The organism is Bacteroidales bacterium (assembly GCA_013141385.1).
Classification (GTDB): domain Bacteria; phylum Bacteroidota; class Bacteroidia; order Bacteroidales; family Tenuifilaceae; genus UBA8529.
Map to the genome: position 1 here is coordinate 83,901 of JABFRB010000011.1, position 17,888 is coordinate 101,788.

The 17,888-nt window shown below is 36.1% G+C and carries 6 protein-coding genes; 3 read left to right on the forward strand and 3 right to left on the reverse strand.

Features of this window, described 5'->3' with window-relative positions; all coding sequences use genetic code 11:
* Positions 1-54 precede the first annotated feature (54 nt).
* Complete coding sequence (locus HOO91_06310) at positions 55-8,418, forward strand: T9SS type A sorting domain-containing protein (GenBank protein ID NOU17155.1); 8,364 nt, start codon at positions 55-57, stop codon at positions 8,416-8,418.
* An 85-nt stretch (positions 8,419-8,503) separates the two neighbouring features.
* Here HOO91_06310 and HOO91_06315 read toward each other — a convergent pair whose 3' ends face one another.
* The 3 genes from HOO91_06315 to HOO91_06325 all read right to left on the reverse strand — a co-directional run bounded on the left by HOO91_06315 (position 8,504) and on the right by HOO91_06325 (position 10,926).
* The gene (locus HOO91_06315; protein NOU17156.1) at positions 8,504-8,668 is read right to left on the reverse strand and encodes a hypothetical protein; all 165 of its coding nucleotides are present in this window, start codon (positions 8,666-8,668) and stop codon (positions 8,504-8,506) included.
* 363 nt (positions 8,669-9,031) lie between these two features.
* Entirely contained in the window at positions 9,032-9,184 is a 153-nt protein-coding gene (locus HOO91_06320) for a hypothetical protein (GenBank protein ID NOU17157.1), read from the reverse strand.
* Positions 9,185-9,285: 101 nt separating this feature from the next.
* Positions 9,286-10,926: a hypothetical protein gene (locus HOO91_06325; GenBank protein NOU17158.1), complete on the reverse strand. Its 1,641-nt coding sequence runs from the start codon at positions 10,924-10,926 to the stop codon at positions 9,286-9,288.
* 1,419 nt (positions 10,927-12,345) lie between these two features.
* On the opposite strand from HOO91_06325, the gene HOO91_06330 reads away from it, so the two are divergent.
* Both HOO91_06330 and HOO91_06335 read left to right on the forward strand, forming a co-directional pair.
* Positions 12,346-12,867, forward strand: coding sequence for a UpxY family transcription antiterminator (locus tag HOO91_06330; GenBank protein ID NOU17159.1), 522 nt, complete (start codon positions 12,346-12,348; stop codon positions 12,865-12,867).
* Positions 12,868-13,242: 375 nt separating this feature from the next.
* Positions 13,243-17,793, forward strand: coding sequence for an amino acid adenylation domain-containing protein (locus tag HOO91_06335; protein NOU17160.1), 4,551 nt, complete (start codon positions 13,243-13,245; stop codon positions 17,791-17,793).
* Positions 17,794-17,888: the final 95 nt, after the last annotated feature.

A 17,888-nucleotide genomic window follows, 5' to 3' on the forward strand; every position in this document is an offset into this window, starting at 1 on the left:
TTGATAATATTTTTTGGATTTTTTACTTGTTTTATTTTGAAGTAATTCTTAGGAATGAAGTCTCTTATTAGCATATTTGGATTATTGCTTATTGTTTTTAATTCATTCTCTCAAAAGTACTATGTGTATTGGGAAAACCATGTTGGTTTCACTACAGGCCCATCTGGTGGTTCTCCGTATGTAACAGAGATTGATCAGGAATCTTGGAGTGTTTTAAATGGTTGCGCAGGAGGCTTGTACTCTACTCCAACCAGCGATGGAACATTTTCAATTGATGCATTACCCAAAGCCTTAAGTTATGATAGGAAATTAAGGAGTTATAGTGTTCCTGGAGGAAGGACTTCAATCCAAACTTTATCATTTCATTATCTGCATGAGATTAGCAACCTTTCGATGGGGGTTATTACAGCCTATAATATTGATGATAATACCAATCCTGGTTTTAACTGTTCTTTCTCAGGGTTGAATGTAAGTGGTGGTGTAGAGATAGGTATATCCCCTCCTCAACCTAAGTCTGTTTTAATTAAAGATTCATTGGCTAAATATGATGTTATTAGTGAACTTAAAAGAAAGACGATAACGCTAAGTATTGATTATATTGAAGGCGATTATAATACTACTAATAATCCTAAAAGCAACTTCACATACGAAATTCAATTCAGTTCAAATAATGGTTCAACATGGAATACTATTTGTTCAGGACAACCGCTTGATGGTACAGTTTCCTATACCCTTCCAGATGTGGTAAGTGGATTCAGAGATACCCTCCTTTTCCGTTCTAGGATTCACCGTACAAATGGTGTCGATCCAGTGGCCTACTCTCCTTGGAGTATACCAAAACCTTTTACTGTCTGTGATTTCCCCGATGTTACTATAACACCCACATCTCCAACATGTGTAGGTGAAAACGGGGGTACAACAACTATCCAATTCAATGTTGGACCATTCGATCCCTATTTAAAGTACATTGATATATTTTCTAAAACTACCAAAGGCGGTGAAACTTATGATGATACGCTGGTAAGCCTGTATTCAATTAAAGCAGGAGATACCTATACTTCACTTCCAATGGCTGCTGGCACTTATACTATAAAGATAAGGGCGAAAGATAAATTTTTTAAAATAATACCTACTACTTATACCATCAACCAACCCCCTGCAGCACCTGATTTTGATCAGAGTTGTCCTACCAATGTATGTGTGGGTAGTACTCAGAAATATAGCGTTACTAGTGTTGGTGCTGATTCCTATAATTGGAGTTTTCCTGCAGACTGGACAACGACAGGCACAACCAACACTGCAACTTTTGCAACTGGTAGTACATCGGGAAACATTACAGTTACCCCTAGTAATCTCTGTGGGAATGGATCTCCAAGAACTCTTGGGGTAACAGTCAATGCAAACCCAACCATCACCCTTGGTGCAATGCCCTCGGTATGCTATGGCTCCAATACCGCTACCATACCATACACAGCAACCACAGGAAGCCCAGATCGGTATAGCATTGACTTTGATGCAGTTGCTAATAATGCTGGTATTAGCGATGTTAACAATGCAACTTTGTCTTCCAATCAAATATCAATAAGCCTGCTAAATAACCTTGCAGTAGGTACTTACAACGGAACCCTGATGGTGAGAAAGAGTAGTGCAGGCTGTGTTTCTGGAAGTTATAATATTTCCGTAACGGTAAATGCGAAACCAACTATCACGTTAGGCACAATGCCTTCGGTATGCTTTGGCATCACTACTGCAAATCTACCTTACTCTACAACTACTGGGACTCCAAATACATATAGTATTGATTTTGATGTTGCTGCCAATAATGCTGGAATCAGTGATGTAGCCAATACTAGCCTGCCGTCAAGTCAAATACCAATAAGTTTACCAAATAACATTACAGCAGGTACTTACAATGGAGTCTTACAGGTGAGTAATGCTAATGGTTGTACTTCTAATGCTTATAATATTTCTGTTACAATTAATGATCTTCCCGATATTAAAATTACTGGATCTTCAAGTGCTTGTTCAGGTAGTGTTGGTAATGTATACGCTACTGAACTTGAAAAGACCAATTATACCTGGACGGTGGTTGGAGGAACAGTGACGGCTGGTGGCACTTTAGCTAGTAGTTCGGTTACAATTACATGGAATTCAGCAGGAACAGGTCATGTTAAGGTGAACTATAAAAACGGTAATGGTTGTAGTGCAATCACCCAAACAGATAAAATTGTTACAATAAATCCCTTGCCTAATAACTCCTTCACACTTAGCGATCCTATCATTTGTAACGGTCAGTCGGCGACTATTACCCAGAGTGGGAGCGAGAATGGGTTCATCTATCAACTACAGCTAGCATCCAATTCCAATAACGTAGGCGATCCAGTCACGGGTACTGGTTCACCAATCAGCTACTCGGTTAGCCCAACGAGTACATCCAATTACAAGGTTGTGGCTACCAACAATATTACAAGTTGCTCAGTTACCCTAACCGATCAATCAGCTGTCACGGTTAATCTTTTACCAACACCCACTTTAGCTGGCCCAACAATAACCTGTGCAAATATTTCTGGGAATGTTTACCAAACTGAACCCAGTATGACAGACTACCTGTGGAGCGTTTCGGGTGGTACTATTACCTCTGGTGGAACAACAAATAGCAATACTGCAACAGTAACATGGAATGCAGGGGGAGATGCTGGAACTGGTGTAGGAACTATTAGTGTGAACTATAAAAATGCTAAGGGTTGTTATGCTAGTAGTGATAAGAACCTAAATGTAACAATTAGTAATCTGTACTTTAATTCTCCAACGCTAACTCACGTTAAATGTTATGGAGGTAATAATGGGGCTATCGTAATAGTAGCAAACGGGGGTAGTGCTCCTTATACCTATACTCTAAAAAAAGGCAACACAACTGTGACCACTAATAGTACAGGGAACTTTGCTGGATTGTTTGCTGCGTCTGATTATACGGTTACTGCAACAGATATTAATTTCTGTTCGGTTACCTCAGATAATATTAGCATTAACCAACCTGCAGCAATTTCGATACTTCCCAATAGTATTACTCATGTGAATTGCTTTGGCTTTAATACGGGTGCAATATCGCCTACTGTTACTGGGGGGACAAATCCCTTGTCTTACCTATGGAGCGGGCCAAGCGGCTACTCATCTCCTTCTAAGAACATCTCTGGATTAATTGCAGGCTCCTATACAATTAAAGTTACGGATGTATATAATTGTACAAACGAATCAACTTTTGTAGTATTACAGCCGACATCCAAACTAACACTTGACACTCCCTCAATTACCCCTGTTTCATGCTTTGGCGATAGCACAGGCCAAATTTCCATTATCGCCAGTGGTGGTACTTCACCATACAGTTACAGGCTAACAGGCGGTGGTATTACCCCAAAGGTGAATGCTAATGGACTATTCACCAATCTTCCAGCAGCAAACAGCTACTCCATTACTGTAACCGATAACAATGGATGTACAGCTACTATAGGAAGTATCACATTAACCCAACCTGAACAATTCATTCTTACCGTAAGCGGCTCCAATAACCCAACCTGCCCAGGTGGCAGCGATGGTTGGGTGGAGGTAACAGTTACAGGGGGAACTCCTCCCTACTCATTTAGCAGGGATGGTAATACGTGGATACCAGCATCATCGCCGTACAGGTTTGAAACCCTTATAGCAGGTAGCTACACGTTCAGAGTAAAGGACGCAAACGGGTGCGAGGTGACAACAGCATCCTATATTGTTTCTCAACCCGATCCTATTACACCCACGGTAATAATTACCAATGTTACATGTAAAGGGGAGAGCAGTGGGAAGTTGAGCTTATCAGTAATCGGGGGAACAGGTCTGTATACCCTTACGCTTACTGGGCCAAATTCTTACAGCCAAACCATTAGTAATGTTACGCTAGCTGCAAACTTTAGCGGACTTGCTAAAGGTACTTACAACCTCATAATTGCCGATGCTGTTGGTTGCACAAAGAGCGTAGACTATGCGATTAGTGAACCCTCATTACCCCTTGCTCTTTTAACTACAAACACCATTGATCCGAGTTGTAATGGCTTTACCAATGGTCAGGTTGAACTTAGTGCCTCCGGCGGGTGGGATAGTTACAGCTATACGCTACTCCCTAACGTGGCAAACAACTCTACTGGAACATTTACTGGACTTGGTAAAGGAACATACAATTTTGAGGTAATCGATGCCTTGGGTTGTACCGCTAACGTTTCAGCGATGCTTGGTGAACCAGATATTTTGGAACTATCAACCCCAATCGTAACCAACCTGCTTTGCCATGGCGATGGAACCGGGGCAATAAGTATTTCAGCAGCAGGTGGAACATCTCCCTGCAAGTATAATTTTGGTAGCGGATTCAGCTCACAAAGCCAAGCCAGTAATTTACAGGCAAACACTTATAGCATAATCGTAAAGGATAGTAAGGGTTGTGTGGCTACAAGTCAGGCTACAGTTAACCAACCCGATACGCTCCAGCTAAATATTTACAAAAGCAACCATAACGGGGTTAACATAAAATGCTTTAATGGTAAAGATACCGTAAAGGTTGTACCTATAGGCGGAACAGCTCCCTACACTATTGCATTTAATGGGCAAAACATCAGCTGCCCAATAGGTGGTTATACTTTGCATAATTTGGCTAAAGGTAACTATGATATCACTGTAACTGATTCACATTCTTGCGCTTATAGTACAAGTTTTACGCTTACAGAACCTGCTTTATTTGCGTTGGATGTTATTGATGTCGATTCTGCGCTTTGTAACGGGACAGCCACTGGGAAAATGGATATTGCTTTGAAAGGGGGAATTCCTTCATACTCCTTTAACCTTCTGGATAGTAATGATGACCTTGTATCTCAGGGAATTGGGGTTAACCATCTGTTCACAGGGCTTGCAAGCGGAAGTTACACCATCAACGCCGTAGATGGGAATGGATGCGGATTTACCATTCAAGATATAGTTTATCAGCCAGAGCCAATCACTGTAAACTTTGATGTAACAAACGTTTCGTGCTTTGGGTACGCCGATGGCAATGCTGAGGCAAAGATCACTGGTGGAACAATCCCCTATACCTGCCGATGGGTAGGAGAGAATGGTGCGGAGATTAGCCAAACTCTCATGATTTCTGATGCCAAAGAGTTCAATTACCATTTCCTTTTAACCGATAAAAACGGCTGCTCAAGCGGGAGAGGGAGAATGGGTCAACTCGATACGTTGGTGAAAATCAGCAACCCCAAACTTCCATTATCGCTCAGTGCTAGCATTACTAAAGTGCTTTGCCATGGCGAGAGTACAGGGGAAATAAATTTTGTAGGTGTAGGTGGATGGAACAAGTACAGCTACTCAATCAATGGTGAGCCATTTTATACTAACCCAAGATATAGTGGATTAATAGCAAATGTTTATAGTTCAAGGATAAGAGACTCGCTGGGTTGTGTTGTTCAAAAAGATTTCACAGTTGAGCAGAACGATACGCTTACCTTCACCACCAGTACGCTTGATGCTACCTGCTTTGGTGGACATAACGGGCAAGTTCAAATATCTGCATTGGGCGGATCCCCAAGTTACACTTACCTAATCGATAACAAAATATTTAGCGGAGATACTACTACTCTGGGTGCTGGTAGCTACACGCTAAAGGTGAGCGATATGTATAGTTGCGTAGTTCCATCTCAAACCGTTACAATAGGAAGTCCTACACAGATTGGCTTTAGCGCAATTGTTATCAACTCCAACTGCAATAAATCCAACGGAAAAATTGAGGTTATCCCTTCGGGAGGTGTGGCTCCATATAATGTGGATTGGTATCAGGGAAACACGGTAATATTTAGTGGGAATACGATAACCAATCAACCATCGGGATTATATAATTTCAGGATAACCGATGGCAATAGCTGCATCAAGGATTTCTCGCACAATCTTCCTGATGATGGTAGCCCAACTATCACCCTAAATTCCAATATAAAAACGTTCTGCCCCGGTAGTAGCGATGGCAGCATCAACCTTAGCGTTGATCAAGGGGTTTTACCCTACAATGTATATCTGTTAAATGGGAGTACAGAGTTGGATGCAAGAAACTATCCTACCAAACCGAGCGAAATTAGTTTTACGGGTCTTAACGAAAATAAGTATTCGGTTAAAATAATTGATGGGAATGGTTGTCAGGTGATAGAGCAGTACGATGTAGAGTCACCTTTGCAAATAGCTGCTACGGCTACAACAACCAATATCGCTTGTTATAATGGAAGCAATGGATCGGCTATGCTTACCGTTAGCGGGGGGACAAGCCCATACCAGATAAAATGGGTAAACTCCTCTAACCAGCAAATTGGAACAGGGGCTAGTATCGAAAATTTATCTGCTGGGAACTACACCCACCAGGTAAACGATAGCCATGGTTGCCCACATATACCAACAAACCCAGGGGTTAGCAATAGCATAAGTATTAATGTTCCATCAGCACCTTTAAAGGCAAGCATCAACACAATCTCAAATGTATTATGTTATCGGGGTCAGGATGGTGTAGTGCAGCTTACGCCACAGGGCGGATGGGGCAACTATAGATTTTCAATTGATCTAGGAGTTTCTTGGAAAGTAAGCCCAAACTTTACGAAGCTTAAAGCAGGGGATTATAGATTTTTGCTCTCAGATAATCTTGGATGTACCGATACCATTGATGCAAAGGTTAATGACGGAACTCCTTTAAACATCAATATCGATGAACTTTATGATGTTACATGCTATGGTATTAGTACAGGTAAGTTAACCCTATCTGCATCGGGCGGTGGAGGAAGCTATAGTTTCTCCGTTAACGATGGCTTAACCTACACCTCCAACCGATACTTCACGGGTTTGGCTTATGGCGTTTACCCATTAAGAGTGAAAGATTTCAATGGGTGCGAAGGTTCCTCAAAGCAAAAAATTGAGCAACCTTTACTACTTGAGGCTTCCATAAATCAGGTAGCCAATACCGCCTGCGATAAATCCATTGGAAGCGCAACGGCAATAGCCACTGGTGGCACTTTGCCATATAGCTATCGATGGAGCAATGGGCAACTAAAAAACAAAGCGGTAAACCTTGCCTATGGCTCGTATAGCGTTGAAATTACCGATAAGAATGGGTGTAAGAATAGTACTACCACCAGCATCCAAAACCTCCCCGGACCCAAGCTAACCCTTTTATCTAAAAATGATGTAACCTGCTCGTACCTTACCAATGGTAGCATAACCACATCGCTAAGCAGCGGAACAGCACCAGTAATACTTACTTGGAGAGGAACAAATTCGAGTAATACGAGTATTAACAACCTTAAAAAGGGCATTTACACAGCCATTGCCACCGATTACTACGGCTGCCGCGATAGTGTAACCGTTAACATCGCAAAACCCGATTCGTTGATGATATCGCTTAAGAAACAATTAGACCCTCTTTGCTATGCATACAGTAATGGTATTTTGGATGTAACCTCAAATGGGGGAACATCTCCCTACACCTACCAATGGTCCAACGGTTCGCGGGTATCATCCACAGGCGAAATTCCCTCGGGAAAATATTCAGTTACCGTAACCGATAGTAAAGGTTGTGAGACAAAAACCTCCTATACCTTGGTAGATCCTCCATTGCTCAAACCTAACTTGCCCAGTTTAATCGTAATATGCTCAAATCAAACCTACTATGCCGATGCTGGTATACCCAATGCCACCTATCAGTGGTATTCCGAGAATGGATTTCAATCAACCAGTAAAACTGTCTCATTATCAAGATCTGGGATTTATAACTTGTTGGTAATTGATAGTAAGGGCTGTTCGGGCAGAGATACCCTAAACCTAGTGAAATCGGAGAACATTATTGACGCTAACTTTATGATAGCCGAAAAAGCCTCCGTTGGCGATACCCTTGTACTCATAGAGATGTCGTGGCCAATACCACAAGCCATTGAGTGGCAATATCCAGCATCATTCATGCCTATTTACCAGAACGACTATTCGGTTTACCTTGTACCTCAAATGGTAGGGAAATTTAACATTGGCCTTACTTCTTTTGTTGGCCCTTGTTCGGAGTCTGTCGAAAAGGCAATAACTATTGAACCTGCAAAAGACAGGAAAAACAAGCCCATTTCTAAGCAATCTATTATCAAAGATGTGGTAGCTTATCCCAACCCCAATCGTGGCGATTTTAGCGTTGAAATTGCCTTAAACCGCGAGTCGGATGTGCTGGTTGAGGTATACTCAACGTATGGAAAAAGGCTATTTGCTAGGAATGTAAGGGGATTAACAAGCTATAAAATTGATATTAACCTATTCCAAACCCCAGGAATCTATCTCGTTAGGATTACCGCTGGGAATGAATTTAGAAGTTTAAGGGTGGTGGTTGAATAATATTAAAGAAAAAAGTTATCCAAATTAATTCATTGAATAACTTTTTTCAATGCATTAGTTGTTCACGATAGATTTATTAGTTTTCTTAATCTAAGCAAGAACTTCCATTTGGACGACATAGACCATTACAGCAAAAAGATCCTGTAGGACATGAATAATTTGGATAACGACAAGCATAACCTCCAACAATGGATTTTTGCTCAGTTTTGCTAAGGAGTTTAACTCCTTTTAATTCTTTTAAATTTTTCATAGTAACATAAAATTAAGGTTTTATACTGAAAATAATAAGATCGTCAGTACATCGATCTTTTATAAAAAATGGATTATCGCAATTTGCGATAGTCTCAAAAATAGCCTAGGGAAATATTAGCTCCCTTCCATTATTATAACGTCAGCTCGACGTAAGAAACAATGTATTGATCTATATATCAATCAATTTGTTTTATTTGAATCAATGGAATAGTGGAAAATTGGAAAAATGGAGGGTACAAGCAAAAATCTAACCCCTTGTTCTCCATTATTCCACCATTCCAACCTTCCATCATCGCACTAAATAATTATAAATATCAGCAAATGAATATATTATTACATTTCTTGTATCGAACTCACGTTATTATAATGGGCTCAAAATGCAAATACCTTCTACGCAAACATAAGGTGCAGGGCAATACATGCCATTTGGACCCATTAAACACATTTTCTTTCCACCACTAATTCCTTGTTGCTCTTTTTTGCTGAGTAATTTTACCCCTTTTAAATTTTTCATAACAAATTAATTATAAGATTATAATATACCCTGAACTTATTTAAGACACTCAGGATTTGTGTCTATTTATTGTTAGAGAATATTTTTACTCCTTTTTTTTGTTAAATTGCTTGCATACTTTCTGTTTCTTCTTCATGAACTGATATTTGTGAATTTACTTTTTCCACTTCCTCCTCAATAATTTCGTCAATAAAATAAAGCAAATCGCTCCTGTTATACTCCTTGGGGAAAGATCTACCATTTACTAAAATCTCAGGTGTAAAGTTGATACTATGCTGATTACACCATTCCTTGGCGATAATTATTGTTTCTTTGTAGATTTGTTCGTTAGGTTCTCCCCAATTGTTTAGCCAATCGTTAGGTTTAATAGTGCTGTAAATATCATGCATAGCTTTAAGAGATACTTGCTTACCCTCTTTATTGTAAATCTCTATAAGCCTTAAAGCAATTCTTGTGTCAATTGAATTGTAATCCCCACTAACATTAAACCGAATCGTAACCTGAATATTTTTATCTTCTATTTTCAGCAGATTTTCAACCAGTTCGTGAGCCTCTTTACAAAATGAACACAGCGGATTTGTGATGACTACAATTTTAAGAAGAGGATTTTCATTATTGCCTAAAACTATTTCATTCCTGTCATTAACGGAGGTACTAATTTCATCCGATTTTTGAATTATTGATTTAAAAATATTGTAGTTTCGTTTAAACTTGAAATGCTCTATTTTCAATGCCTTTAATTCCTGCTCTTTCTTTAGTTTAGGTGAAATAAATTGCCATAACGCAAAAACTATTAGAAAATTGAAAGCCGTTAATATCACACTTCTTAAACTAAACTCAAAAACTGTATTATTCAATTCAATAAATAGCAATGAGAATGCCTGTAACCAAAGTATGGAAACTACACTCAAACAGAGTAAACACCATTTTTTAACAATTTTATATTGATAGAAGATAGAGAAAAGTGTAAATGGAATTGCAAGTAAGGTAATTAAGACTATAGAATTGTAATTTGTATTGCTGTTTACCAATGAAAACCATGTGAGGGTTAAAGAAACAAAATAGATAATTCCAATATCACTAAATTTAAGAGATCTAAAGAGGGTTGCTCCTTTTGAATTTAGTACTGCATTACAACTTGTTTTTTTATTCTGTTCAGAACAAAATTTATCTAATATCTTCGAATGTAAACCCAATTCGTGTTGTAAAATTAGTACACATATTGCAATACCTCCAAAGGATAATAGAAAATGGATTGCTTGGAACAGGTTAACCTTATAAAGTAAGAATATGAGCAGTAATGCTATTGTAATATACAAAATACATTTCGTGAAATTTGTTTTTTTTACATCTGGAGCAAGGTTCTGCTTATCGTTTTCAACACCTACGATAACACCTGTCCAAACCTCTAAAAAATCAATTTTCGAAAAAAACCTTTTTTTATTCCCATCAAAGGATAATTGGAAACCAAGACTATGCCTGCTTACCATTACAAAACCATTGTGTTCCTCGGTTTTAACAACTGCTAAGAAAGAATTAGGTAAGAGATCTAAAGTTTCTATCTCTTTAGGAACATCTAAAGCATAGTTTTCAATGGCAAAGTGATCCAACACTCCTGTTATAGAATGTAAACTCGGATAAGAAGGATGACTTAGAAGTTGAAACTCTAACTCTGGTTCATTAACTCTTATACCATTTTTTCTTAAGAGTATTATTAATAAGTTGACGATTGGTTCTTTCAAGTTGCAATATTTTAATGGTATTATTATTCGTATTAACTTGCTGATATCTAGTAAATAATATACAGCAAAAAATTTTATTCCTACCACAATCACTGTTTATCCATCTACAAGGATCAAATGGTACCTGTTTTGAAAATGGAGAAGTAGAAAAGTTCATAAAATAAAATATGTTATTCAAATTATTTCAATGTAAATATATAATAAAACAGTAAAAAAACAAATCATTCATAATAATTAATTATAATAAAAAATAATAACATTAAATATAATTAAACAATGTAATTAAAATGAGCTATTAAAATAGATAAAATATATCATAGTATATTTTAATGTGAAAAAAGTTCTTTACAGAATCAAGATTAGAAAATATTTGAATGAAAAGTAACGATTTGAATAGTTTGTTTTTTTAAAACCTTATAATCATCACTTTAACAGGATATTTGCAAGTAAAAAAGTGCCCTAGGTTGTTCATTATGAGTTAAGCAAATTTTCAGCAACTCATATTTCAACTATGAAGCGATAATTGAATCATTGGGGGGGGCATTAAAACTAATAATTTTGATGATTAATTACTCAGTTTTATGTTTTGAGATATATTGATTTAAAAAATCTATTACCATTTGTTAAAAGTGGATTAGTAAACCTTGATGGAGTTTACTGTTCTTGAATTAGTCACTTTTGTGATTGATTTCACTGCTTCACTTATAGATATAAACCTTTTGACATGATTTGATCTTTATTAGCAAGTACATTAAATACCGATTTCAATTGCAATTGATTGGACAATAAAAAATAAAACAAGTAGGGGTGAAACGTCCTCGTGAAAAATTTAATGTGTTGGACGAAAAAATGCCAAAGTCTATAGTTTTTATGATGGAATAGGATTAGGTAAAGCCAAAAAAAATATCGAAATTTGTCTTCTCTGTGTGTAAATAGATGAACTACCTAGGGCTTATTGTTAATTAATCAGTTTTTATTCAATGGGTTTTATTGATTTCTGTTGATGTTTTATTTGAATTTTCAATGGCAGAACACTTTTACAAAAGCAATAATATATAAATGATAAAAAATATTTAATTAATGTATGATTATAACGATATATTATATAAATTAAAGTAAGAATCAATCTATAAACTCACTTGTGAGCAAAACATGCATTATATCGTTTTAAGGTCTTGTAAGAATTTAAACCTAGAAAAAACGTATAAACTAGCTCAAAAAATTGCATCTTAAATCATTTTTTATATATTCGTGCCTAAGTAAAATTTACTCTACTGCAAAAACCAATACTGTGAGTTTTGTTAGCGGAGCTGTATAAAAAATGAAGTAATTTGTTTGTGTTATTTAATAGTACATACTCTAGTGAATGCTTAGTTTTGGAATTGTGGGTAAGATGGCACGTTGAGAAAAATTTCCCTTATGATAAATATTTCGAATAATACTAAGAAATGGTATGTGTTTTATACTTACCCGAAATCTGAGAGAAAGGTTTATGAATATTTACAAGGAAATAACTACGAATCATTTTTACCTTTATATTGGATTGTAAGACAGTGGAGTGATAGGAAAAAAAGGATGAAGGTGCCGTTATTTTCGGGTTACATTTTCGTAAATATTGAGAAGGACAGGATATACGAAGTTTTGAAGACTCCAAAGATCGTTCGATGTGTGACTTTCAATAGGATGCCTGCTAGCCTGAGACAGTCTGAGGTTGATAGCATCATACAAATTACAGAGAACGATTACCCTCTTGAGGTTAGTTGTGATTTAAAGGTGGGAGATCCTGTTGTAGTTTCAAAGGGAGCACTTATTGGTATGGAGGGTGTTTTGGTGGAAGAAAGGGGTAACCAAAGATTCGCTCTTAGGATAGAATCGCTGCATCAATCTATGCTAGTGAACATTCCAACAGACCATTTGGAGTTTGCTGATATTGCTGTTTAATCAGCTATACCGATAAACTTATTCCCATGTTTGCTTAATAATTGAATATTAGATCGCCATTTTTATAAACCTGGTTTGGACTTCCTAGCCTAAGGCTGATATAAAATAATCTAAATACCCTTATTGTACAATAACATCCTTGTAAATACTAAAGAGAATAGGATAATTAAGATTTATAATAATTGGTAATTGTTGTGTTACTTAAAATAAAGTACAAGTATAATTAAGTAAGATGAACATTGGTGATATTAGGTAGATTATCTTATTGAATTTATAGTGATTTTAATATTATAATAAATTGATTTTATCTTTAATTACTCTGACAAAAGCAGTGCTCTTAAATGTTAAAAAAAAACAATAACGGCCGATTAAATAATGAAACAGGAAACGAAGTTCTTACCCATTTCTGAATATCAGAAAAGATTTTTCTTAGAATGGACTTTGGCTCCTAAGGAAATCCTTTATAACGTTTCATTAGTGAATAAAATTACTGGCAATTTAAATAGAAACGCATTAAAACAGGCTTCTGAAGAAGTTATAAAATGTAATGAGGTTTTCTTTGTTCGTTATTCTAAAGATGGTGAAACCTGTTGGTATTGCGATTTTTCAATAGACGACTTTTACCAAGAATCAACCTTCGATCCAAAACAGCCATTAGAATTACAATTAAGGGAAATATTGAACCGAACATTTGATTTAACCAAAGGTGTATTGGTTAGGTTTTATTTAATTAAAAATGAAAAAGCTGACAATGAATACTATTTCATTATGTCAGGTCATCATATTATTGCGGATGCAATTCACGCATTGCAAATATCAACACAAATACAAAACGCATATAACGAATTAGTTGAAGGCAAGAACATATCATTAAATATTGATAAAACATTTACCAAAGCAGTTGAAGCCGAACAAAACATCTTAACTCAGGAGTATAAAACACAAGCACAAAAATTTTGGTTAGATTTTATTGGTGACTTTCCATTAAACGTTGAATTGCCATATCGCTCAGATGTTGATGTTTCCAACTTTAACAATTTGTTAGCAGACAAAACGGGTGAGTCAATATTTTTTGATCTTACCAAAACACAATCTGCCCAGTTAAAGGCTTATGCAAAAGAGAAAAGAACGACTCTGTTTATTGTTTTCTCAGCTTTGTACGGGTTGGTACTGTCAAAGTATTGCAATCAGGACAAACTATTGCTTAGCTACCCAGTGAATATGCGTTCGAAGGGTTTTAAAGAGGTTACAGGATGTTTCGTGAATAATGTACCCTTAAAGCTGGACTTTGCTAGAATAGATAAATTCGATGAACTTTTAGAATTATTAGGCGAGCAGCGAAAAGAGGCTAAGCATTATCAGGGCTATAGTTTAACGGATATCATTCATGATCAGCGAAAAACCAATGATCGGGAAATTAGCTCGTTTTTTAATGTGGGATTTACTCAAACTAGCCTTAATACAACCTCTTTAAAATTAAATGGGTTAGATGTTTCTCCCATCGATATCTCCTGGAATGAAAAAATTGTTAATGAGATCGGATTGCTATATGATGAGTATTCTTCAGAGGTTATTAAGTTTAGATTTGAATATAGAAAGGCTCTTTTTGATAATGACTTAATTCAAAGGTTTGTTAATTCCTTTAAAAAAGCGGTAGATGATATAATTAATTCTGGTGAATTATTAATCAAAGAATATTCATTACTAAATACTGAAGAGCATAATCAAATAATTTACCGATGGAATGAGACCGGTAAGGATTATCCAAGAGACAAAACGATTTGTCAGCTATTCCTAGAGCAGGTAGATAAATCACCTGATGATATCGCAGTGGTATGCAATGATCAGAAATTAACCTACAGTGAGCTCAACCATAAGAGTAATCAGCTAGCCAGATATATCCGAAGGAATTATAAAGAGAGGAAGGGTGCTGAACTTACACCAGATACATTAATCCCCTTGTTCATGGATAGGGGGCTGGAAGTGCTAGTTGGAATGCTGGCGGTATTGAAAGCAGGCGGTGCTTACGTTCCCATTGATATTACTTACCCTAAAAAAAGGGTTGACTATATATTGGATAATACCCAGGCAGAGATCATACTTAGTTTAAGGAAAATTGTTGAAAATCCAGATGTTGAATTGCCTCCAAATAAGGTGTTATGTATTGATTTAAAAGAACAATTGTACATAAACGAAGACAAAACCAACCTCACTTCGCTTTGTAAATCTACAGATCTTGCCTATGTGATATATACTTCGGGTACTACAGGCAATCCCAAAGGTGTATTAATAGAGCATCAATCACTAGTAAACTATGTAATCTGGGGTAGCAAAACATATGTTCGTAATGAAAAGGTCTCATTTCCTCTCTATACCTCTATTTCATTCGATTTAACGGTAACTTCAATATTCATACCACTAATCTCAGGGAATTCAATAGTTGTTTATCCAGAAAATGATAATTCATTGCCAATTGAAGATGTAATTAGAGATAACAAAATACATATACTAAAAGCTACCCCTTCCCACCTAAAAATTCTTAAAGAATCACACTTGTTTAAAAATGAGAATTATACTAGTAATATCAAGCGATTCATAGTTGGCGGTGAGTCTTTTACCACCCAATTAGCAAATGAAATTAATGATATATTCAAGGGGAATATTGAAATATATAATGAATATGGTCCAACAGAGGCAACTGTGGGTTGTATGATTTATGAATTCGATACGGAAAAGGATAAAAATGAAACAGTTCCCATCGGGATTCCGATTGATAATGCACATATTTATTTACTAGACAATAACTTAAAACCACTTCCTGTTGGAGTCGTTGGTCATATGTATATATCGGGGGATTGTTTAGCCAGAGGATATTTATTTAGGCCTGAATTGACAGGAGAAAAATTCCTTATAAACCCCTATTTTGCTGGTAAAAGAATGTATAAAACGGGAGATCTGGCAAAAAGATTGCTTAGTGGCGACATAGAGTTCATCGGCCGGTCAGACCAGCAGATCAAGGTGAACGGGTATCGGGTTGAGTTGGAGGAGATTGAGTCGTGCATCCAGAAATTTGATGGAATTAAAGGCGTTGTTGTTTTGATGTTAGAAAAAAGTGATTCATCAAAACTATGTGCGTACTATACGGCTGATGTAGAGGTTGATAGCGGGGTGTTGCGAGATTTTATGCAGAAACAGCTGCCATACTATATGATTCCATCGTTACTACAAAGGGTGGATAGAATACCATTAACTACAAATGGAAAGGTGGATAGGAATGCTTTACTCTCCCTCGATGCGCTAGAAAATCAGAGTGAATTTAGGTGTGCGGAGAATGATCTGCAAGGGCTTCTCATAAATGTATTTCAAGATGTTTTGGGTGCTAGCAATATCGGTATTGATGATAAATTCTTCGAGCTAGGGGGCGATTCAATCAAAGCGGTTCAGATAACCTCTCGATTATACGATAGGGGTTATTCGTTGAATGTAAAGGACATCCTAACGCATCAAACAATATCTCAGATTAGTATCCTCGTCGAAAAATCAGAAAAGGATTATGAGCAAGGAGTGGTGTCAGGAGAAATGATTCTTACTCCAATTAAGCACTGGTTCTTTGAGCAGAAATTTGAGAATCAGCATTTCTATAATCAGTCAGTTCTCTTGGAGTTTAAAAATAGAATAAATAAAGAAACCATTGAATTGGCGTTCAGTCACATAATTAGGCATCATGATGGATTAAGGCTAAACTATGACTTTTTAAAGAAATGCATGTTTTATGAAAATGCATACATGGAAAATCCTTTTACCATTAAGGAATACGTAATAGATGAAAATGAAGATTTAATACAAACTTGCGAAGAGATAAAATCAAGTTTTAATATTGGAAATACTTTATTGATAAAATGCGGCATACTAAGAGAGAAAGGTAAAAACGATTATTTATTGATAACTGCACATCATTTAATAATTGATGGCCTATCCTGGCGAATATTACTTGATGATTTAATTGTTATTGTAACTGCTTTAAATAATAATAGACCCATTAATCTTCCAAAGAAAACAGGAAGTTTAATAGATTGGGGAAATACTTTAGCCGAATATTCTACTTCAGATACACTATTAAAACAACATGATTATTGGAAGGAATTCGAAATTGATATTCCTCCAATTTTTCCTAAAACCCAACAAAAAGATAACTCAAAGCAAAATTTTGGAATTGCACATATTATTTTAGACCAGAATCAGACCGATTATCTTATCAAAGATGCTAATAAATCTTATAATACTGATATTCAAATTTTACTTGTAGCTGCTTTGGCTAGGACACTAAAAGAATGGACCAATAAAAGTAGTTTAGCTATTGAATTGGAAAGCCATGGTCGCAATTTGGACTACATAGATGTATCTAGAACAATAGGATGGTTTACTTCTATATACCCAATAATGATTGATGTTAAAGATGATAATTTTGAAAATCTAATTAAATCTATAAAAGAGCGAATAAGAAAAGTGCCAGATAGTGGCATTGGATATGGCATTTATAAATTTATGCAAAATAAAAAATTAGATATTAAATGTCGCAGTGATGTTAGATTTAACTATTTAGGACATTTTGGAAAAGAACTTTCAAATGATTTATTTTCATATTGTAACAGAAGTACAGGGTTAGAAATGTCGCAGAGCAATACTATTAATGTAAATCTTGAAGTTAATAGTATGATTATTAGTAATGAATTAGATGTAATGCTTTATTATAATAAAAATGTTTTTAATGATTTAGAGATTGAGAAGTTCAAAAATACCTATTTAAATAATATCGAAAACTTAATCTCTCATTTGCAGTATGATAATGACATTCATTTCACACCATCAGATTTTGATTCACTGGAAATCTCTGAAGAGGATTTATCTCTACTATTTAAGGATTAGTTATATAAAAGTATGATTTTGGATTAAGAATACAAATTTGGAAACGATCCTAAAAATTGATTTGAATATCATAGGTAATATGTTACTAAAAAAAA

Excerpts from the sequence above, each read along its gene's own strand:
- HOO91_06315 (NOU17156.1), bottom strand. The coding sequence starts at position 8,668 with ATGAAAAATTTAAAAGAATTAAAAGGAGTTAAACTCCTTAGCAAAACT.
- HOO91_06330 (NOU17159.1), top strand. The coding sequence starts at position 12,346 with ATGATAAATATTTCGAATAATACTAAGAAATGGTATGTGTTTTATACT.
- HOO91_06335 (NOU17160.1), top strand. The coding sequence starts at position 13,243 with ATGAAACAGGAAACGAAGTTCTTACCCATTTCTGAATATCAGAAAAGA.
- HOO91_06310 (NOU17155.1), top strand. The coding sequence starts at position 55 with ATGAAGTCTCTTATTAGCATATTTGGATTATTGCTTATTGTTTTTAAT.
- HOO91_06320 (NOU17157.1), bottom strand. The coding sequence starts at position 9,184 with ATGAAAAATTTAAAAGGGGTAAAATTACTCAGCAAAAAAGAGCAACAA.